This is a genomic window from Actinomycetota bacterium (assembly GCA_018830725.1).
Lineage (GTDB): Bacteria > Actinomycetota > Humimicrobiia > JAHJRV01 > JAHJRV01 > JAHJRV01.
Genome location: JAHJRV010000047.1, coordinates 1 through 23,067, shown reverse-complemented (window position 1 = coordinate 23,067; position 23,067 = coordinate 1). Strand labels below are relative to the sequence as shown.

Sequence of the window (23,067 nt, the reverse complement as noted above, 5' to 3'; positions counted from 1 at the left end):
CTATTTATAACTAATATTATATTTTAATAAATTTTCTGAGTGCAATCAAACTACCAACTGCTCCAATTAATATTCCTGTTATAAAAAGTAATAGAAAAATCTGAAATTGTAATGGATTTGTACCTGTTATAGCAAAATTCAATGGTAAGGGAAAAAGATTATTAAATGCATTCTCCAATCTTTTTAGAAATGACATATTGATTATAAAAATCAAACCTATTGCAATTAATGCTCCCATTATTCCTTGAATTGTGCCCTCAATTATAAATGGCCAGCGTACATACCAATTTGATGCTCCAACAAGTTTTATTACCTCTATTTCTTTTTTTCTTGAAATGATAGAAAGACGTATTGTGTTAAAAATTAAAATAATTGAAGATATAAATAGAAGTGAAATTATAAGAAGTGTTATAATTTTAATAGTGTTAGTAACTCTAAAAAACTTACCTACATAATCCTTCCCATAGGTTATATCATTAATCCATTTCCAATAATATTCTTTTTCTTTTTCTTCTTCTTCCCGTTCTTCAGGTATTGTTAAATCAAATATTTTCCCATCCTTAAACCTATTTGCAACGTCTTCAACCGTTTGCGGATTTTTAAAACTTATTTCAAATGAAGCTGGGAGAGTTTCTGGATCTATTATCTCAAATACTGAGCTACCTTCATCAAAACTTTCCAATAATTTTTCCATTGCTTTTTCTTTGCTACGATATTCAACATTTTCAATCTCATTCCAGGATCTTATCTCATTTTCATATTTATGAAGGAATTCTTCAGAAATATCATCTTCAAGATAAACACTTATCTCAACCTGTCTTTCAATAGCCTTTATAACTTGTCTGGAATCATAAATAACTATGGCAAGAGTACCAACCATAAGTAGTGATATTGCAACCTGAGTAATGGCTACAGAAGTCATTACAAAATTTCTTCGAATACTTAAATAAGCCTCTCTAAAAAATAGTCTTGGGTTAATTCTCATAATACTTTTTATTATAAATTATTAGTTTCATAACCGTAGATTCCCCTTTTCTGGTCTCTAACTATCTGTCCGTTATCTAATTCTATTACTCTTTTTTTCATCATATCAACCAGAGACCAATCATGTGTTGCCATTAAAACTGTTGTCCCAGTGTTATTTATTCGAGCAAGCAATTTAATAATTTCCAGTGAGATTTCGGGGTCAATATTACCAGTTGGCTCATCTGCTAAAAATAGTGGTGGTCTGTTTACAAAAGCTCTTGCAATGGAGACTCTCTGTTGTTCGCCACCACTTAATTGCTCGGGATAGTTATTCGCTTTATCTTCTAATCCAACCAATTTTAAAATTTGTGGAACTTTAGTTTTTATTTCATATTTAGGTTTGCCTAAAACTTCAAGAGCAAAGGCGATATTTTCATAAGTGGTCTTATTTGGAAGTAACTTAAAGTCTTCAAATACACATCCAATATTTCTTCTTAAAAATGGAATCATTTTTCCGTGAAGTTTGCATATATTTTTTCCAGCTATATAAATTTCTCCAAAAGATGGCTCAAACTCTTTCAATATTAATCTTATTATGGTGGATTTTCCGGATCCACTTGGTCCAATAAGAAAAACAAATTCACCTTTTTTTATTTCAAATGAAATATCCCTTACTGAATAGTCTTCATTTTCATAGAGTTTAGTAACATTTTTAAATTCTATTAAACTTTCATCCATAAATTACCTCTAATATTAAATTAGTTTTAAATTATATCAAATTTTTTTAACTATTGAAATTTTTTTAAGAAAATATCAATACCTCCATCTAAAACCTCTGTCACCTTGGTTACTTCTAATCCAGTTCTATGATCTTTTATCATTTTATATGGGTGTAAAATATAGCTTCTGATTTGACTACCCCATGCTATTTCTTTTTTTTGTTTATGAAGTTTTTCTTTCTTTATTTCTCTTAAATCAATCTCTCTTTGATGTAGTCTTGAAATTAAAATTGTGAGAGCAGTTCTACGATTTAATATTTGGGATCTCTCCTTCTGACACTGAACAATGATCCCAGTTGGTAAATGTGTTATTCTAACTGCTGAATCTGTAACATTAACATGCTGTCCTCCAGGACCACTTGATCTATAGGTTTCAACTTTTAAATCTTTTTGCTCTAACTTAATATCTATATCATTTTTAATTAATGGAGTAACCTCTACTGAAGCAAAAGATGTATGTCTTCTATGAGCAGCATCAAAAGGAGATAACCTCACCAATCGGTGAACTCCTTTATCAACTTTTAATAGTCCATACGCAAATTTGCCATCTATTGTAAAAGTTGCACTCTTAATCCCAGCTTCTTCACCGTAAAAAATTGAGATTATTTCTGTTTTAAATCCTTTTTTATCTGCCCAACGCATGTACATCCTCATTAACATATTAGCCCAATCCTGAGACTCAGTTCCACCAGCTCCAGGATGTATATTAATAATAGCTGGTAGTTTATCATCTTTATCTGTAAAAATCTTTTTTAATTCAAATTCTTTAACATCTTTAATTAATTCTGAAATTTTAATTGTCACTTCACTTGCTAAATCATTATCTTTGCCTTCTAATGCAAGTTGATTCATAAGTTGTATTTCTAATAACTCCTTTTTAAGTGTGTAAATATCATTGATTTCTTCTTCAAGTTTTGAAATTTTATCCATCACTTTTTTTGCATTTTCAGTATCATCCCAGAAGTTTTTCCTACTTGCCTTTTTCTGAAGTTCAGCCAATTTTTGTTTATTGGAATCAATATCAAGATGTTTCCAAAAATACTCTATTTTATCTATTAACTTTTTAATTTCATCACTATAATCTAATATCATTTAATTAATCCAACATCATTTAATTTATAGCTTTGTGGTATATTTTCAAAGACATTTTAACCCTCCCCCTACCCCCTCCCATAAAGGGAGGGGAATCAATTAAAACAAGGGGAGAAACTATGCCCAAAGCTTCCAATATTTATTTTTTATTAGAATTTAATATTTTATTAATTTAATTTTAATTTTTTACGCACCGCAGCAAAGTTTGTACTTTTTTCCACTTCCACATGGACATGGGTCATTTCTTCCAATCTTTTTATATTTTGCTGCTATTCTTTTTGTTTTTACCTTTTTATTTTTTATTAATATCCTTTCTTTCGAAGCTTCTCTATCCTCTTCTTTTTTCTCTACTTTTTTTGCATGAAACAATACTCTTAAAACATCCTCTTTCATCTCATCTATCATTTGCTCAAACATACTATAGCTTTCATGCTGATACTCTATTAATGGGTCCCTTTGTGCATATGCATGTAAACCTATTCCATCTCTTAAATCATCCATATCTCTTAAATGTTCACGCCAGTGATAATCCATTACATTTAATAGAATATACCTTTCCAAGCTCCTCATCTGCTCAATACCAACTTCTCTTTCTTTTGATTTGTATTTATTCAAAAGGTATTCTTTTAAATAATTTTCAAGCTCTACTTTCTTATTTATATCTAAAATCGTAAAATTTGTGTAATTTTCAGGTGGAAGAAGTCGAATAAGAAATGAGTTTATTATTGATTTGTCACCTTGGTAAGATTTTATCTCTTCTAAAGAGAGTGTCTTCATTTCTTTCTCTACAACATCTTCTATCATATTTTTTATATTTTCAGTAATATTTTCTTGTTTTAAAATATTACTTCTCTGATTATATATAACCTCTCTTTGTTTATTTAATACATCATCATACTCCAAAACCCTTTTTCTCATATCAAAATGAACTGATTCAATCTCCTTTTGTGCAATTTCTACAGATTTTGTGACCAATTGATGAGTAATTGGTTCATAATCTGGAAAATTAAATCTTTCCATAACTTTCCCAATTCTTTCTGAACCAAATAACCTCATAAGTTCATCATCAAGAGACAAATAGAATTGTGAAGAACCAGGATCACCTTGCCTTCCTGACCTACCCCTAAGTTGATTGTCTATCCTCCGGGCTTCATGTCTCTCTGTTCCTAAAATATGAAGACCTCCAATTTTGGTAATTCCTTCTCCCAAAACAATGTCAGTTCCCCTTCCAGCCATATTGGTGGCAATTGTAACTGCTCCCATCTGTCCCGCTTTGGCAACGATTTCTGCTTCCCTCTCATGGTATTTTGCATTTAATACCTCATGTTTTATTCCCTTTCTTTTTAACATATTTGAAAGATACTCAGATTTTTCAACTGATCTGGTTCCAACTAAGACAGGCTGACCTATCTCATGTCTTTTGCTTATATCTTTTATAACATTTTTAAACTTGATTTCCTCATTTTTATAAATTAAATCAGGAAGATTATTTCTATTTAATGGTTTATTAGGAGGAATAACAACCACTTCAAGACTGTAAATTTTTCTAAACTCCTCTGCTTCAGTAGCTGCTGTTCCTGTCATACCAGCTAATTTTTCATATATCCTGAAATAGTTCTGTATGGTTATTGTAGCTAATGTTTGGTGCTCCTGTTTAATTTTTACACCCTCTTTCGCCTCTATTGCTTGATGTAATCCCTCACTATATCTTCTTCCTGGCATTAATCTTCCTGTAAATTCATCTATGATTACCACCTCGCCATTTTTAACCAAATAATCAACATCCCTTTTAAAAAGAATTAAAGCTTTTAATGCTTGATTTAGATGATGAATCAAAATTGCATTTTTTGGATCATAAAGGTTATCAATTTTCAACATTTTTTCAACACGTTTTACACCATTTTCTGTAACAAAAACTGATCTCTCTTTCTCACTGACCTCATAGTCTACATTTCTTTTTAATCCAGGAGTTAATTTTGCAAAAGTGTAATAAATTTTAGCGGATTCATAAGGAGCTCCAGAAATAATTAAAGGAGTCCTGGCTTCATCAATTAATATGCTATCTACTTCGTCTACTATTGCATAATAATGTCCCCTTTGAACCTGATTATTAGCACTGAAAATCATATTATCTCTTAAGTAATCGAATCCAAATTCATTATTGGTTCCATAAATAACATCAGAATTATACGCTTCTTTTCTTTCACCTACTCCCATTTCATTCTGAAGTAGTCCAATATTGAGCCCAAATTTTTTATATATTGGACCCATCCAGTTTGCATCCCTTTTTGCAAGATAATCATTAACAGTTACAATACTAACTCCTTTGTTTTCAAGTGAATTTAAACAAACAGGAAGTGTAGCAACTAACGTTTTTCCTTCACCTGTCGCCATCTCTGCTATCTTACCCTGATGTAAAATGATTCCTCCAAAAATCTGAACATCAAAATGTCGCATATTAATCGTTCTTTTTGCGATCTCTCTAACAACTGCAAATGTCTCTGGCAACAAATCATCAAGAGATTCCCCTCTTTTAAATCTGCTTTTAAATTCATTAGATTTAAAAACTAACTGCTCATCACTCAGTTTATTAATATTAACTTCTAATGAGTTAATATAATCAACGAGATTTTGAATATTTTTAATTGTTTTTCCTTCTCCAATGCGAAGAATTTTGCTTAATATATTCAATTTAAATCAAATTTTTTACTTATCTTATTTACTATTTAATATACCTAATTGATAGTTAAAAATTAGGGTAAAGCATAAATGATTTACCTTTTAAAAACATAAAATATATTTCTAATTTACCCAGATTTAATTTATTCAGACGGACTTATAAGTCCAAAATTTCCATCCTTTCTTTTATAAATTACATTTACTTGATCTGTTTCAGAATTTCTAAAAATATAAAAACTATGATCAAGCAATTCCAACTGTTCCACTGCTTCTTCTGGAGTCATTGGAATAAATTCAAAACTTTTAATCTTAACTATCCTTGCTTTTTTCTTTCCCCCCGTAATTAACTCGTGTGTTGTATGCAAATTAGGTTTTTGAGTACTATCAATCAATCTATTCTTATATTTTTTTACTTGTCTTTCCAATTTATCAACAATAAGGTTAATTGCACTGTATATATTAGAAGAAGCTTCCTTTACCCTTATAGTTGCTCCTTTCGTTTTTAAAGTTACTTCTGCAATATTGTTTGCTTTTATACTTGGATTCTTCTCAACTAATAATTCAACATCTATACTTATAGCTTGATTGAAGTATCTTAATATCTTTGAAATCTTTTCTGTAACATAATCTTTAATATCTGGAGTTATTTCTATATTTTTACCTTTTACAATGATGTTCATCCTTCATATTCTCCTTTCAAAAAAATTATGAATTTTTTAAGTTTAAATTTTTAATTAAATAAAATTTTACAGTTTCCTAACACTTGAAGCTTCAGGACCTCTATCACCATCTATAATCTCAAATTCTACCCCCTGCCCATCTTCTAATGATTTATAACCTTCTTCTAATATCGATGAAAAGCGTACAAAAACATCATTACCTTCTTTAACCTCTATAAAACCGTACCCCTTTTCCTCACTATACCATTTGACTTTTCCTCTTTGCAAATTAACCTCCATTTTTCAAAATGATTAAAGTGTTATGTCTTGAATTCAATTATTTTTAAATTGTATTTTTTATTGATATTACATCAATATTGACCTGGCTAAAGTTAAAACATAAATATTCTTTGCCCCATTTTTTAATAGAACTTTTGAACATTCACTTACTGTATAACCAGTTGTGTATACATCATCTATTAATAGTATATTACTACCACACTTTCCTTTATCACCACAAAAATCAAATGCACCAACAAGATTTTTTCTCCTTTGACTTAACTGTAGACCCATTTGACTTTCAGTATTTCTCACTTTTATTAAAAAACCGTTAGCAGGTATTTTTGTCATTTTGGCCAACTTCTTTGCTAATAGCTCCGATTGATTAAATCCCCTTAAATTTTTATCCTTTCTGGTCAATGGTACAAACTCTATTGAATTAAACAAATTGTTTTCATAATTCTTCTGATAAACTTTATAAAGAAGCTGAGTTAACACCTCAGTTAAAGATTTAATATGATTATATTTAAACTCTACTATTGCATCTTTTAAAACAGTTTCATAGAGACCAAAAGACCTCGCTTTAGTAAAATATAGTTTCTCATCTCTACATTCTATGCATCTATCAACTGATCTTAAAGTAGGTTTACCACAAAATTGGCAGATAGGGTTTTCTATTTTAGAAATAGTATTTATACAATTCTCACAAAGAAATCTTTCATCTAATTTTGAACAAATTACGCACTTGGGTGAAAAAAAAATATCAAGGAATGCTTTCAAAAATTTATTCATAACTAATAGGAATGGTTATTTTTATCAATTATCTGTTGTGACATTATTTTAACACTGGGATGAATGATTGTCCCACTTGCTATTACACTTTTAGATCCTATTACTGCATTTTCCAAGATATGTGCTTGATCTCCTATCTCTGTTGATTCTCCTATTATGGCACCTATTAAACTTGCATCTTTACCAATATATCCACTCCCCCACTTAATACCTTTATATAGAACTGCTCTCTCCTTAATTAATGTATCATCACCTATAATAAGTGGACCAAATAGCTTTGCATCTTTCTCGATAATGCAATTTTTGCCAATACAGATTGGTGGAGACATAATAACATCCTCATGAACCGTACAATTTTCACCAACCCATATATTCTTGCTTATTTCAGTTCCCGGTATATTAACTTCAACCTTTCCATTTAAAGCATCAAAATTTCCTCTCATATACTCTGAGAGACTACCTACATCATTCCAGTATCGAGAATTTATATATCCATAAATTGGGGTATTCTCTTCAACAGTTTGAGGAAAAACATCAGCGCCAAAATCATAAAACTCATCATCCGGAATATAATTAAATATTTCAGGTTCAAAAACATATATTCCACTGTTAGCTAATTTGCTCTTTTCCTTACCTTGTGGAGGTTTTTCTTGAAACCCAGTTATTCTTTTTTCTTCATTTAAAATAACTACACCATATGCTGATGGTTCATCTACAGTAGTCAATACCATTGTACACAATCCATTCTTTTGTTTATGAAATTTAATTAAATCTTTAAGATCTATATCAGTGAGTGCATCCCCACTCATTATTAAAAATGTTTTATTACCAAAGAAATCTTTCGCATTCTTCACTCCACCAGCAGTCCCCAAAAGCTTATCTTCGTAAGAATAATGAATATTTACTCCAAATGCAGCTCCATCCTTAAAATAATTTTTAATTGCTTCTGGATACCAATGTAAATTTACGATTATTTCCTTAAAATTAAGTTTTTTCAACAATTCAATTATGTGAGCCATGACCGGTTTATTTACTATTGGAACCATAGGTTTTGATATTAAATCAGTAAGGGGGCGAAGCCTTGTTCCCAAACCTGCTGCTAAAATCATTACTTTCATATCATAAACACTCTCTTTTTAACCTCTTGAGCATTTTAGATTTAATTAAAACTTATGTTTAGTTTCTTTTATTTTATAATAATTTCTTTTTCAAATTTATATCATATGGTGAATTTATAACTCCAAGTTCTGTTACAATAGCTGTTATATATCTTGCGGGAGTAATATCAAATGCAGGATTTTTTACTTTAGTCCAGGAAGGTGCTATCTGACTCTCACCAATAAATAATACTTCTCTTTTATCTCTCTCCTCAATTGGAATATCTCTTCCTGAACCTATATTCATATCAATAGTTGATGTTGGAGCAACAACATAAAATGGAATATTGTTCTCTTTTGCCAAAACAGCCAAAGAATATGTGCCAATCTTATTTGCTGTATCTCCATTAGCTGCTATCCTATCAGCTCCTACCAATACAGCATCAACATCACCCTTATTTATAAAATAGCCAGCCATATTATCTGTAATAAGAATATATTCAATTCCCTCCTTTTTAAGTTCGTAAGCTGTTAATCTAGCACCCTGAAGAAATGGACGAGTTTCATCAACCCATACTCTTCTTATTTTACCCTGCTTGTTTAGACTTCTTACTATACCTAAAGCAGTTCCATAACCTCCGGTAGCCAACGCTCCAGTATTACAATGAGTTAAAACTGAAACCTTTTTATTAAAGAGAGCTGACCCATACTGACCAATCTTTTCATTAATAGCCATGTCCTCTCTTTCAATAATTGTTGCTTCTTCAATTAGTCTATCCTTTAATTTATTAATACCCAAATCTATGTTGTTTATAGTAATATTCATCATTCTTGATAAAGCCCAAAAAAGATTGACGGCTGTTGGTCTGGCCTTGGATAAATGACTATAAGCAACTTTCAGATCACCTAAAAGAGCTTTGGATGTTTTTGCTTTACTTGAAAGACCAGCTAATGCAAATCCATATGCAGCCGCAACTCCTATTGCAGGAGCACCCCTTATTACCATAGATTTTATTGCTTTTGCAACACATTTATAGTCATCACATATAATGTATTCCTCTTTAAGAGGTAATTTTCTCTGATCAATCATTTTTACCTTATTATCAGCCCATTCTATAGACTTCATCCTTCCCTCCACTATTTTATGTCCCTGTTTCCCAAGAAGTTAAATATTTTTGTTGCTCTTTTGTTAATTTATCTATCTTTATATTCATCGATTTCAGTTTCAATTCTGCAATATAATTATCTATCTTCATAGGAACCTTGTAAACTTTGTTTTCTAATTTTTCCTTATTTTTTATTAGGTACTCAACTGATAATGCTTGATTGGAAAAACTCATGTCCATTATACTTGCTGGATGTCCTTCAGCAGCACTTGAATTAATGAGTCTCCCCTCAGCTAAAAGATAGATTCTTCTACCATCAGGCAATATATATTCATCAACAAAATCTCTTACTTTCCTTTTAGATTTTGATAATTTTTCTAAGGCTTTAACATCAATTTCAACATTAAAATGGCCAGTATTACATAAAATGGTTTTATCCTTCATCAACTTTATATGCTTTTCACCTATAACTCTTATATCTCCAGTAGCAGTAATAAAAATATCCCCAATTTTAGCAGCCTCAGATATAGGCATTACTTGAAATCCCTCCATAGTAGCTTCCAAAGCAGAAATGGGATCAACCTCTGTTACTATTACTTGAGCCCCCATTCCTTTGGCTCTCATAGCTACTCCTTTACCACACCAACCATATCCACAGACTACAAAAATTGACCCAGCTATCATTCTATTCGTTGCTCTTAAAATTCCATCGATAGAACTTTGACCAGTACCATATCTATTATCAAAAAGGTATTTTGTTTCAGCATCATTTGCAGCAATTATTGGAAAAGACAAAATACCTTCTTTTTCCATACTCCTTAATCTGATAACACCTGTTGTTGTTTCCTCAATTCCTCCAAATATGGATGATAATTGCTGTTTTCTATACAAATGTAATTGGCTTATTGTATCAGCGCCATCATCTAAAATTACTTGTGGTTTATTGTCCAACATCTTTGAAATATGAGAATAATATGTCTTATCGCTCTCTCCTTTAATAGCAAATACTGAAATCTTATAGTCCTTAACTAAACAGGCGCTAACATCATCCTGAGTAGTTAATGGATTTGAGGCACACAGCATTACATCCGCTCCTCCTGCTTTAAGAGTCCTTATTAAATTTGCAGTTTCAGTAGTAACATGTAAACACGCTCCTACTTTAATTCCTTTTAGTGGTTTTTCTTTAAAAAATCTATCTTTTATCTGGAAAAGTACGGGCATAAAATTTTCAGCCCACTCAATTCTTAGATTTCCTTTTTCTGAAAGTTTAATATCTTTTACATCATATTCCATTTAATATCCTCCATAATTTGAGTTTTAAAAACAATTTTAAGAATTAGGTATTTAAAAAATAATACTTTGAAGTTCTTTATTGATTATGTTACATATATACTTTTTAATCTGAGGTAAGAAATCTTTTCTCACATAATTTCATAAATTTAGTTGTAAATAAATTACAAAACTTTTTTAAACTCGGTGCTTGATTTTATCTCTCCAATAATTAAGAGTATCTTCTAAGGTTTTTTCAAGTGGAATCTCTGGTTCCCAACCTGTTAATTCCCTGAATTTTGTAGAATCTCCTTTCAATATTTCAACATCAGAAGGTCGCATTCTTTCAGCATCTTTAACCACTTTAATATCTGCTTCGCTCATTTCAAGTAACATTTTTAATATCTTCTTAATGCTAATGGATTTACCTGATGAAATATTATATACTTCACCTGGTTCACATTTTTCCACTGCTAACCAGTATGCCTTTACAATGTCTCTTACATCCGTAAAGTCTCTTTCTGCATTAAGATTTCCTACTCTTACAACAGGATTTTTTATACCAGCTTCTATTTCAGCAATCTGTTTAGAAAAAGTCGAGACAACAAAAACTTCACCTCTTCTTGGACCTGTATGATTAAACGCTCTTGTTCTTATTATCCTGATTCCATATGATTTATAGTATTGATAACCTAAAAAATCCTGAGCTATTTTACTTACTGCATAGGGGCTTAAGGGTCGTAGCGTATTCTTTTCATCTATTGGTAATTCATCTTCATATACTAAACCGTATTCTTCACTAGAACAAGCAACCTGAATTATTGGGTCAATACCTAAATTTCTTACACCTTCAAATAAGTTTACCTGTCCAATTATATTTGTAGTTAAAGTTTCTGCAGGAGCATGCCATGATGTTGGAACAAAACTTTGTGCAGCTAAGTGGAATATATAGTGTGGTCTTACCTTCTTTAACATACTCTGAACAGATACTCCATCTTTGATATCACACTCATATAGTTTTATTTTATCTTCAATATGAAAGATATTATCCTTTATGCTTCTCCATCTTATAGTTCCATAAACCTCAACATCAGGTTTAGTCAAACAATAATCAGCCAAGTGGCTTCCTGCAAAACCTGTAATTCCTGTTATTAAAACTCTCATTTTAGTAAATTCCTCCTCTCTAATATAATCCTTTATATTACAAAATAAAATATTTTATATCAACCTTATTTCACATTTTGTTGTTACAATTACAGAATGTCAAAGATATTTTCAATTATTTCATGGAGTCTTTTTTCAAAATTTTCTGAACTATATTTTTTACAACTCTTTAATGAATTTTTTACAAGTTTATTTTGCAATTTACTATCATTTATGACTTTTAAACTCTTCTCTTTTAACTGTTTTAAATTAGAGAATAAAAATCCATTATATCCATTCTCTACTATCTCTCTTGACCCTCCTTTATCTATGACAATGGGAATGCACCCAGCTGCCATTGCCTGAACAGAAGATATTCCAAAGTGTTCAAATCTTTCTGGATGCTTTTGCTCATCCTCTCCGAGTCCACTGGCATGCCAATATATCTTACTTTTACTATAAATAGTATTTAGTTCATCTCTCGGAACATTTGTCTTTATTACTATTGGATAGCCTTTTGAAGCTCTTTTTACCCTATCTAAATACCTGAAATGTTCTTTTTTCCCTTCTACTCCTCCAACTAAATATAGATTCCAGTCTTTAAGTCCCAAGTTATAAAGTTCTTTAAATGCTTTAACAAGTTCTATCTGTTTTTTATTATGATGTCCTACAAAAAATCTACCAACGCTTAGTATAATATTTTCTTTCTTTACTTCCTTCTCTTTGAAGGAATCAATATCAACCTGTGGATAAAAAAGAAAACTATCCTTTTTCCAAAGTTTCTTTATCCATCTCTTAGTATATTTTGAATTTGCTAAGATAAGATCGTAAGTATCTAAAAAGCTTAAATCATCAGGAAAGTTTATAAGATATGTGGGGAAAAAACCTATTATAAAATAAACTATTTTCCGAAAAATTGATATAGACGAAATATTTTTAACAGAAACACCAAGCTGTCTTGTATCATTTGAAGCATAAAAATCTGCGGGGCAAAATGAGTTAGACTCTATGGTCATCGTATCATTATTTTTTAATGGAATTTTAATTTTAAAAACTCTACTTTTACTTCTTGGTAATTTGTGATATGTGTAAACATTTTTTTTACCAAAACTAACGTCAATATGTGTATCTGGAGCAGTAAATTTTCTACCACTATTAATTTTTAATCTGATTAACCCCTTCTTTATTAAATTCTCTTCAATTTTAAAAGTGGCTTTTCCTGAGGTCCAGGTAGATTTTTTCATTAAAAAACGCTTTGGATCATGAACTCCTTCAATTGGATTTAAACCATCCTTATATTTTTCTTCTTTGCTTAAAAACCAACTGTAGATATTTCTAGAAATATTCTTAAACAAAAATAAAGTTATTTTATGAATAAAATTGAAGTCCACATCAAAGGGTGTAGGAAAAAAAGTTAAATAGACATTTTTCTTTGCATAGCCCCTCATATAACTTAGATAAGTAGCATTTATAAAAAGGTCATAATCCTTTGTAATATTGCTACCATAATCAGATGAAATATATGGAAATACTCTTAGCTTTACTCTTGAAAGGTCTAAATTAAGATGTCTTGATAATTTATCTAAATCGAAATATTTATTAGTTAAAATTTCAATATCATGATCTTTACTTAATAGTTCTGCCATCTTTCCCATGTGTTTCTCCCCACCACCTAAAGTGGGAAGGTAAAGATCATATATTCCAACTTTCAAATTGCTGCACCTCTTTAGAAAGTAATTATTCCTTTATTTAAAACTGTCTTTGGAAATAGCTTTATATTATTAGTTAGAACATTTTGATCTCCAATTAAACAGTCACTTCCTATAACAGTCCCATTCAAAATATGAACATTATTTCCAACTATAACTCCACTACATATAATACTTTTATTTATTACACAGTTGCTACCTATCTTACAATTATCCATAATAAGACTATTTTTAATTTTTGTGCCATTACCTATTTCAGTATTATTAAGTATTACTGAATGATTATTTACTATTACATTCTCTTTTATCTTACAATTTTCACCAATTACAAGCGGTGGAAACATGTTAGAACTCTTGTTAATCTCTGTATTTACTCCAATCCAAATGCCCACCTTTTCCTGGTTAAATTGAAAATCAAAATCTATTTTTCTATCTAAAATATCACCCTGCGCTTTTAGATATTTTTGAGAAGTTCCTAAATCGAGCCAATATGATTTTGAAGAAAACCCAAATACTTTTTCACCTTTTGACAAAAGTAGTGGAAACAGTTCTCTCTCAAACGAATAATTCTTTCCTTCTGGAACAAGCTCTAAAACTTCTGGTTCTAATACATACGTTCCAGCATTGATAAGATTTGTAGTTATCTCATCCCACCTAGGTTTCTCTAAAAATTTTAAAACTCTACCATTTGAATCAATAGGAACAAGACCATACATTGTGGGATCATCAACAGGAGTTAATGTGATTGTAACAGTTGCTTCTTTTTGCTTATGATATTTTATCAGTTCTCTAAAATCCAAAGAGGTTATAATATCACCATTAAAAACTAAGAAGGGTTCATCTCTTAAATATTTCTCTGCGTTTTTAACTGCACCACATGTTCCCAAGGGAACCTCTTCGGTTACATAGGTAATATTAACTCCTAATTTTTCCCCATTCCCAAAATGGGAACTAAATATAGATGGCATATAAAAAGTGCTTAGTATGATATCTTCTATTTCATATTTTTTAAGATTTCTTATTACAAATTCAATTAAAGGCATACCAACCAATGGAATCATAGGTTTTGGTATCTGATATGTTATTGGTCTGAGTCTGGTTCCTTCTCCACCTACTAAAATAACTGCTTTCATCCTATAAATCCTCCCAATATTTAAAATTATAATAATTATTACTTTTTAAATGTTCTTTTTATCAATCCTGAAATATAACCTACCATTTTCGCAATATCTATTAAAAACTGTAAAACTGGAAAAGCTATCCATGCAAAAAACATTTTCCAAAAGGTTTCTTTTTTAAAAGTCTTTATACTTCGTGCATAAGCTTTTCTTACGTGAAATATAGCAAAAGGTAATGGAATAAGTAAAAATATAAAATTTCTAGTTAAAAGAAACACTAAAATTAATAAAATTAAAGAAATGTAAACAAAAAATCTCAGTGCATGCCTATAAAAATACATATTTGCAAATCCATCTCCAAATGCATATCTGAAATATTGTTTAAAGAGTTGAAAAATATTCCTCCTCATTTTCCAAAAAACAACAGCCCTTGGATTGAAAATTATATTATATCCAAGATTTTTTAACTTGAAATTAAAAAACATATCCTCGCCAACATATAATTCTTCAGGATATCCACCAACTTTTTCCCACACTTCTTTTTTAAAAGCAATTGATCTTGAAGAAGGCATAAATTTTTTCCCATTTATTTCATCAACCTGCGGCATAAAAAGACATGAAATTGTTCTCTCAAACCAGCTTTTACATAATGGTAAACTGAATCCTCCTACAACTTCTGCATCTTTATTGTATTTAAAACTATCAAAAAGATTCTCTAACCAATCCTGTTTTAATTCTACTCCTCCATCAGTTACTACAATGAGCTCGGTATCACAATTCTTAATAGCAAAGTTTCTACCCTGAGAAATATTAAAACCTCTTTTTATCTCTATATTTAGATTTGGCATTTTGTCCTTAAACCTTTTCAACTTTTCAACAGTGTTATCAGTTGAACCTCCATCAACGATTGTTATCTCTTTTGCTTTTAAGCTCTGATTAAAAAGAGAGTTTAAGAAATTTTCTATTTCTTCACCCTCATTTTTTACAGTTACAACAATTGAAATTTCCATAATCTTTTAAAAATATCCTGCAAAAATATTAAGATTTTTTAGAAAAATGCCATAAAAAAGCTTGGTAAAAATTTTTTAAATTTTCAAATTTAACAATTTTTCTTTCCTTAGAAAAAGTCAGTAACCAAGCTAAAAAGGATATGATAATTCTTCCTAAAAGTCCTGATAAAACAATTGCTTTTATAATATACATCCTATTTTTATACCCGTGTTTTCTAAAAAAGTGATATCTTGATTCTAATACTTGTATAAGTCTATTTGCTTTAGAAATTTTTGCACTTTGTGCATCATAATGTATAATATTAGCTTCTGGTAAGTAATATATTTTCCACCCTTTTTTCCAACATCTATAACACCAATCTGTGTCTTCATTATACATAAACATCTCTTCATCTAAAAACCCAACTTCATATAATGTTTCTATTTTTATCATTAAAGCAGACCCCGATGCCCAGTCAATCTCTTTTAGACTATTATGATCCCACCAACTCATAAAATATTGACCAAAAAATCTGCTTTTAGGAAAAAGTTTGAATAAATAACTACTTTCGAGAAATTGTGTAGTTATATTAGGAAAAATCCTGCAGGAAAGTTGTAATGAATTATCAGGATATAAAATTTTTGGTGCAACAGCTCCAGCTTCTGGATTTGACCTTAGAAAATCAACCAATTTTTCAATACTATTTTTTTTAATAATAGCATCTGGATTAATAAGAAATATATAATCTCCATCACACAATTTTAAAACTTTATTTACTGCACAGGCAAAACCTATATTTTCTTTATTCTCAATCAAATTTACCTGCTCGAATTTCTCTTTTACCATATCCACACTTTCATCACCAGAATTGTTATCCACAACCCAGATATCTAACAACAGTTTAGTTTCATGGGTCAATGACTTAAGACATTTCTCAAGCAAATTAACAACATTATAACTAACTATTATTACGGATATTTTTTCATCTCTTTTTATCTTTGGATATTTAGGTATCTCTTTTTTTGAAACTATAACCATTTTTATTTATTTAGTTAAAATTTAATATCTTGTTGAACTATTTCATTTCAAAAGCTTTGTGGCATGGTTTCGAAGACATTTAGTCAAGAAACTTTGCCCAAAGCTTTCTACATTTCTTTTTTTGATTTTTAAATGAGAATTCATTTTTACATTTTAGAAAAATCTTTTTTATATTTCTCCCCTTTTTCTATCCACTTGTAAATTTCTTTAAAATCAACCTTTTTTGTTTTTTGTATCTTAAATCTTTTAGCTAATTGACCTGGTAATTTCAATAGAAGACTAAGGGCAACTTTTAATCTTACTTTAAGCATATTTTCAATTTTTCCTTCAAGCAGCAGATCTTTAAAGAAACGCCCTATTAAATATAGAATTGAAAGGTAATATTTGAACCAATATTTTATAACCATTTTAAAGGGTGCATTTTTTAGCAAGGTTAATAATCTATTTCTTAAAACATAAAATGTAAAAAGTGGTGACCATTCCTTGCTTGAACCACTGTGATAATGTCTAACAACTGACTTTGGATTATATAAAATCTTCCAATTTAAATACCTTGCTCTCCAGCAAAGATCTAAATCCTCATAATACATAAAAAAATCCTCATCAAATAGTCCAACTTCATTTAACATCTCACGTTTAAATAATGCACTCACACCGCTTGTTCCAAAAACCTCTTGCACCTCATCAAATTGACTTTCATCAAAGCTCTCAAAGCCTCTATCACCACCATATCCTTGCTTGTCTATAAATATACCAGTACTATTTATTAAATTTTTTACCTGATACGATTGTTCTTTTGAAATGGAAAATACTGTTTTTATCTCCTTTAATCCAATATCGCCTTTATATATTAACTCATCACCCAAAGTTATATTTAGAAAATTATCGGGTGAGAAAGACTGTAGAAATAAACTAACTTTTATTTTTTTCCCCACATCTTTGATTGGAATTGCCAGAACCGAACTATCTCTACTCCAGCAAAAATTACCCGACTTTATTTTTTCTGGAAGATAAAATCCTTTAATAAATTTAACATCCTCCGTAACATCTATCCTATTTATAAGAACTTTATTTACCCTTATACCTAACTTTCTTGTATCCCTTCCTTTTCCCATTTCTTTTGGCACAACAGCTTTGCAATCTAATTTAATAGGTAAATAGAAATAATGGAAATATACTTTAGAGGTGATCGCTCCTATTTCTGGAAATTTATCTGCAACCAAAACAAGTTCCTTTAGCCAATCTCCATCAACCTGAGCATCGTTATTGATTAGAGCTATATACTCCCCTTTTGACTTTCTAATCCCTAGATTGTTTCCACCTGCAAAACCAAGATTTCGTGAGGATTCTATAAGTATTACTTCAGGATAATTTCTTCTAACAAAATCAACTGAACCATCAGTAGAGATATTATCAACCATAATAACTTCATATCTTTCTTTAGGATAATCTATTGAAAATATCGATGAAAAACATTCATCTAAAAAATGTTTACCATTGAAATTTACAGTTATTATGGATACAAAAGGCCAAAATTCCATTAATCTTTCTACTTATCAATTACTTAATTTTTATTAATACTTAAATTAATTAATTTCTTATAGATTTGTGGCATGGTTTCGAAGACATTTTACCCTCCCCCTACCCCCTCCCATAAAGGGAGGGGAATCATAAGAGAAGTTCTCCTTCCCTCTCCCACCAAGGGAGAGGATAATTAGTTGAGAAACTATGCCCAAATCTTCCAATTATTTTTAAGTAGTAGTTATTTTTTTGCAAATATTACCATCTGCTTTGATATTCTCATACCAAAATTTTCTAAAAGACTTAATTCAGAAGAGATGTCTTCTATTCTCTGCCTTAAGTTATCCACTTCATGATCAGTTAATTTTTTAGTATCAATGAGCTTAAAGCTTCTTTTTATCATTCTTACTTCTTCTAAAATTCTGTTTAGTTTGTTACTTAATAATTCTTCCAGGTCACTGTTAATAGCCAGGAGACCATTTCTTAACAATGAATTTATCTGATTGGTTTCCCTGTTTAATTGTAAGTGAACATTATGATTTATAGACTGCATTGTTTTATTATAACTTCTTCTAATATTTTCAAAATATAAACTTGCAACAAAATCAAAGTACTTTCTTATTCCTCTTCGTTTCTTTACTTTAGGTTCCTTTTCTGTTGATTCTCCTTTAACCTTATTAATCTCTTTATAGAATAACTCTTCTATTAAATCATCTCTTAAAATATCAAATCTACTAATAAGTTTTATATCTCTAAAATCTTTTCTATCAAGCTTTATTATCCTTGGTTCACCTAATATTTCCTCAATTTTTGTTATATAATCTTTCAGACTCTCTTCTAATGCTCTACTGAATATTGCTGAATATTTAAGAACGGTTTTATCTAAAATCTTAAACCCTATATTTTTTAAAAGAAGCTCAATAGTGAATATATATTTCTCCAAAAGAGTATCAATTGATTCTTGTTCAGTAACAAATCTACTGAAATAAGGTAAGCCTGGCAATATAATTCCTAATAATCCATCCTTCTTTAGTAGTATTAATATCCGAGAGATAATACTATAAAGATCCTGATAGGAAATAGGTTTAAATGAACTTCTTATAATAGCAGCCTCGTATCTTTTACTCTTTTTTAATTCATCTTCTAAATTATGAAAATCTATTTCTGCTCTTAAATAATCATCTTTCTTTTCGATGTCTTTTGAAAATTCAATTGGGACAAAATTTATATCCTTTTCCTTACTAAGCTTTTCAAATAGAAAATCTTTTCTATTTGAATATAGAAGTATCTTATTATAATTTTTAAATTCATTATTACATATTTCTATTAACTCATCTTCAGCCTTGTTTTTTAAAATATGAATGTATTTTTTATCAGAAGCATAATAAGGTTCTTTGAAGTATCCCCTTAATGGTTTAATTACATTTGGCCATATGTAATTATTAGTTTGATTAGCTACATTATTTTTATAGATTGTATAAATTGAGGTATTGTTTATCATTTCTGATATAGCTCTCGCCCATCCCAGATAATCTTTATAATCAACAACTTTTCCCATACTATATCTTTCAACTAAATTGTGAGACCAATCCCCCTTTGTTGTAATAATGGGCAAACCAGCCCAGATGTAATCCAGTATTCTTGTTCTAAATGAAAATCTTGTTTCAATATGAGAAGGATGAGCACTTATTCCGATATCAGATTCAAGTAAAAAATTCTGCCTATCTTTATAATCAACCCACCTATTAAAAAATATGTTCTTATTATAAAGTCCCATTTTTTTACTTAAATCTATTGCTTCAGATACCTTTTTCATTTGAGGAAGTCTCGGATCTGGATGTTCTACACCAAGAAAGATCAAATTTATATCTTCCCTCTTTCTACATATTTCTCCCATAGCCTTAATGGGAGTTATTGGATCCAACCAGTTCCATATACCTCCTCCCCATAAAACGACTTTATCATTTGAACCTATATTCTCTATAACTCCTTTCATAACTTTCCTCGTATGTTTGGGTTTTTCTGCTGGAATTCCAAATGGTACAACATCAATCAATTTCCTAAGAGTCTTATCCTGATCATAGGTCTTTGGATTTATTCTTCCAACAGAACTTAACATACCTAACCAGAGATCTCTTTGTCTTTCATTAGCACAAATGAACAGATCGCCAAGTTGTAATTGACTTTTAATTGTAGAAAGGTCATTACTTGCGATTCTTAGTCTCTCACCCATACCATGATAACTAAACATCTCCAGGCTCTCAAATTGAAAAGGATTATACAAATCTACTACAACCTTTCCTTCAAAAAATTTCAGAAATGGAAAGAAATGTAATATATAACCTTGAATAATTATTGTTTCAGCATCATTAGTAAATAGTTTTAGTGAATCTGGAGCTTTGTAATCATATCTTTTTGTCTCAAAACCTGGTGTGGGTAGGTCACATTCATTTGGAACAGCCAAGGTTACCTCACCTAAATCAGATAAAGTTTTGGCAAATTCATAGTATCTTATTCCTGGTCCAGCCATTTGGCTTCCAACGACATCGTAGCTTATAATTAATATATTATTCTTTTTCAATTTTTTTCACCCAACCTGTGTTGGCTTATTAAAAACATCTCCTAAATAAATAATTAATTAATTTTTCAAACTTATTCTATAATAAAACCATTAGAAATTAAGTTTTTAAAAAATCCTTTAAACAATTAAAAATTATTAAACATAAATTTATGAAATATATTTCTTTCTTCTATGTAAAGTTGAAAAAATATTTATGATATTTATAAGATAAGCTTTCAAAAGAGGTATATTCTCTTTTGAAATCCTTTTGTTTCTTATCCAATTTATTTCACTTGGTAAAAAAACATAAATAAATTTTCTAAAACTATAGTTTTTAAAAATAAACCTGATTCTATTTTTATGATAAAAATAATAAAAAGTTGAACTAAATAAGCCACTTGATGATGCTTGTTTGTGAATGCATATTGATTTTGGTTCTAATATTACCTTATATCCCATATTTTTAATTTTAATGCAAAAATCTGTCTCCTCAAAGTATCCAGGAAAATATTTTTCATCAAACCCACACAATTTATCCCAGAGACTTCTTCTAATTGCCATTGATGCACCTGTAACATAATCTATATCTGTTTTTTCAAACTCTTTTTTTATTTTTTCTTTTATTTTTTCCATTAACTTTTCATTATCTGTTAAAGAAACCTCTTTAAGACTTAATTCAATATGTTCAGTTAAACCATTTTTGTGTATTACTGCTCCAGCATGCTGAATAAATGATTGATTACTATCTAATATAATACTTCCTACTACTCCTACTTGCTCATTTTGAAATGCTTCAGTTAAGGTTAAAAGCCAATTTTCTTTAACAATAACATCTGGATTTAAAAGAACAATTATATCTCCACTTGATAAATTAACTCCCAGATTCACTGCTCCAGCAAAACCGAGATTTCTTGATAACTTATGAATTCTTACTTCGGGAAAATTTTCTTTAACTATAAAAACAGAATTGTCAGAGGAAGCATTATCAACAACAATAATTTCATAATAAGGATATTCTTGATTCTTAATCGAATTTATGCAATCAAATATAAATTTTGAACTATTATAGCTAACAATTATTATAGAAACTTTTTTGAAATTTGACTCCTCATTCATTTTAATTCTCTTCAGAGATTTGTGGCATGGTTTCGAAGACATTTTACCCTCCCCCTACCCCCTCCCATAAAGGGAGGGGAATTGACCCTCGAGTGTAACGAAGGGGAAAGGAGAAACTATGCCCAAATCATTCAATACTTCTTTTTAAAATTAGAATTTTATACATTGTTAAATTTATGTATTCTATATTAGAATATTCTTTTTTTTATGAATTTTAGGTAGTTATAAATTCTGTATATAAGTTTTTTATGAAAAAGTTCCTCAAGCTCTGCTATTCTTTCATCTCTAACTTTAATCATCTCCTGTTGAGATTTAACAATCCTCTCTAAATTTTGAAAAGCCTCTTCTTTGCTTCTGTCGAGTACCCTTTCCTTATCTCTATCAGGTGATGTTTTTGGATTTCTTGCCCATTCTCTTAGAGGTTCTGTTGTTTTGTAATAAGTCAAGTTTTCAATTACATACTTTTTTGCTTTTTCAGCAACTTTTTTTACTAAATTTGGATTTGAGATTATTTCAACAATCTTATCCTTTAAAGATTTTGCATCCTCAGCTATATAGGTAAACCCCAATCCTTCTTCTTCTAAAAGATATGAAAGCTCACAAACCTTTGAACTCAGTACTAAAAGACCCGCTCTCATCCATTCTAAAATCCTATTTTTACTTCCTAAAAAAACTTCATATATTTTTTTGTCTACATTAATTCCCAAATTGGCTTCAAAATAATAGTTCTTAACATCTTGAGTAGGGATCCATCCTTTCATTAAAAATCTATCTTTAAAAGGTGAATTTTTAATCTTTTTTAAAAAGTGAGGATATGTCTTTTCATCAATTCCTTTAATCTCTCCCCCTGTTGAAACAAATCTTATTTTTGGGTTTTCATTCATTACTATCGTTAAAGCATTAAAAAGTGTATCAACATCAACCCATGTGTTGTAACCACCACTGTAAAGAATCACGAAGTCATCTTCTTCTACATCAATTCCCCTCAAGACCTTTTTAGTGTGAGAAAAATCATCCTCAGGTGCCGCACATGGAATCAACCTTGTAAAGTTGTATTTAGAAGTATATCGATTTAATCTTCCTAAAATCCCCAATTCACCAATTGTTGCACTTTCTTGTCGTTTTGAAACACATGAAAAAATATCAGCATTATT

19 protein-coding genes are annotated in these 23,067 nt (G+C 29.9%); all 19 read right to left on the bottom strand.

Going from position 1 to position 23,067, the window contains the following annotated elements; genetic code table 11:
* Positions 1-16: 16 nt before the first annotated feature.
* A complete protein-coding gene (ftsX, locus tag KKC53_02460) occupies positions 17-985 on the bottom strand; it encodes a permease-like cell division protein FtsX (protein MBU2598034.1) in 969 nt (322 codons plus the stop codon).
* 11 nt (positions 986-996) lie between these two features.
* Complete coding sequence (gene ftsE / locus KKC53_02455; protein MBU2598033.1) at positions 997-1,704, bottom strand: cell division ATP-binding protein FtsE; 708 nt, start codon at positions 1,702-1,704, stop codon at positions 997-999.
* A 50-nt stretch (positions 1,705-1,754) separates the two neighbouring features.
* A complete protein-coding gene (gene prfB, locus KKC53_02450) occupies positions 1,755-2,837 on the bottom strand; it encodes a peptide chain release factor 2 (protein MBU2598032.1) in 1,083 nt (360 codons plus the stop codon).
* Between the two features lie 186 nt (positions 2,838-3,023).
* A complete protein-coding gene (gene secA, locus KKC53_02445) occupies positions 3,024-5,528 on the bottom strand; it encodes a preprotein translocase subunit SecA (protein ID MBU2598031.1) in 2,505 nt (834 codons plus the stop codon).
* A 131-nt stretch (positions 5,529-5,659) separates the two neighbouring features.
* Complete coding sequence (raiA, locus tag KKC53_02440) at positions 5,660-6,196, bottom strand: ribosome-associated translation inhibitor RaiA (GenBank protein MBU2598030.1); 537 nt, start codon at positions 6,194-6,196, stop codon at positions 5,660-5,662.
* Between the two features lie 66 nt (positions 6,197-6,262).
* Positions 6,263-6,463 carry a cold-shock protein gene (locus tag KKC53_02435; protein ID MBU2598029.1) on the bottom strand — a complete coding sequence of 67 codons (201 nt, stop codon included), beginning with the start codon at positions 6,461-6,463 and terminating at the stop codon, positions 6,263-6,265.
* A 78-nt stretch (positions 6,464-6,541) separates the two neighbouring features.
* Positions 6,542-7,234, bottom strand: coding sequence for a ComF family protein (locus KKC53_02430; protein ID MBU2598028.1), 693 nt, complete (start codon positions 7,232-7,234; stop codon positions 6,542-6,544).
* Between the two features lie 14 nt (positions 7,235-7,248).
* The gene (locus KKC53_02425) at positions 7,249-8,364 is read right to left on the bottom strand and encodes an NDP-sugar synthase (GenBank protein MBU2598027.1); all 1,116 of its coding nucleotides are present in this window, start codon (positions 8,362-8,364) and stop codon (positions 7,249-7,251) included.
* A 73-nt stretch (positions 8,365-8,437) separates the two neighbouring features.
* Positions 8,438-9,469, bottom strand: a complete 1,032-nt coding sequence (gene mtnA / locus KKC53_02420; protein MBU2598026.1) for an S-methyl-5-thioribose-1-phosphate isomerase — start codon at positions 9,467-9,469, stop codon at positions 8,438-8,440.
* 16 nt (positions 9,470-9,485) lie between these two features.
* Positions 9,486-10,742, bottom strand: a complete 1,257-nt coding sequence (gene ahcY / locus KKC53_02415; GenBank protein ID MBU2598025.1) for an adenosylhomocysteinase — start codon at positions 10,740-10,742, stop codon at positions 9,486-9,488.
* Positions 10,743-10,916: 174 nt separating this feature from the next.
* A complete protein-coding gene (locus KKC53_02410) occupies positions 10,917-11,882 on the bottom strand; it encodes a GDP-mannose 4,6-dehydratase (GenBank protein MBU2598024.1) in 966 nt (321 codons plus the stop codon).
* Positions 11,883-11,971: 89 nt separating this feature from the next.
* On the bottom strand, positions 11,972-13,573 hold the full coding sequence (locus KKC53_02405) for a glycosyltransferase (protein ID MBU2598023.1): 1,602 nt from the start codon (positions 13,571-13,573) through the stop codon (positions 11,972-11,974).
* Between the two features lie 14 nt (positions 13,574-13,587).
* Entirely contained in the window at positions 13,588-14,703 is a 1,116-nt protein-coding gene (locus tag KKC53_02400) for an NDP-sugar synthase (protein MBU2598022.1), read from the bottom strand.
* 38 nt (positions 14,704-14,741) lie between these two features.
* Positions 14,742-15,698 (bottom strand): glycosyltransferase, encoded by a 957-nt coding sequence (locus tag KKC53_02395; GenBank protein MBU2598021.1) that lies wholly within the window; start codon positions 15,696-15,698, stop codon positions 14,742-14,744.
* Between the two features lie 28 nt (positions 15,699-15,726).
* Positions 15,727-16,716 carry a glycosyltransferase family 2 protein gene (locus KKC53_02390; protein MBU2598020.1) on the bottom strand — a complete coding sequence of 330 codons (990 nt, stop codon included), beginning with the start codon at positions 16,714-16,716 and terminating at the stop codon, positions 15,727-15,729.
* A gap of 146 nt (positions 16,717-16,862) precedes the next feature.
* Complete coding sequence (locus KKC53_02385) at positions 16,863-18,257, bottom strand: glycosyltransferase family 2 protein (protein ID MBU2598019.1); 1,395 nt, start codon at positions 18,255-18,257, stop codon at positions 16,863-16,865.
* Positions 18,258-18,478: 221 nt separating this feature from the next.
* Positions 18,479-20,818, bottom strand: coding sequence for a glycosyltransferase family 4 protein (locus KKC53_02380; protein ID MBU2598018.1), 2,340 nt, complete (start codon positions 20,816-20,818; stop codon positions 18,479-18,481).
* A gap of 147 nt (positions 20,819-20,965) precedes the next feature.
* Positions 20,966-21,955 carry a glycosyltransferase family 2 protein gene (locus KKC53_02375; protein ID MBU2598017.1) on the bottom strand — a complete coding sequence of 330 codons (990 nt, stop codon included), beginning with the start codon at positions 21,953-21,955 and terminating at the stop codon, positions 20,966-20,968.
* 146 nt (positions 21,956-22,101) lie between these two features.
* The coding region (locus KKC53_02370) for a glycosyltransferase (protein MBU2598016.1) at positions 22,102-23,067 on the bottom strand (966 nt) is incomplete at its 5' end.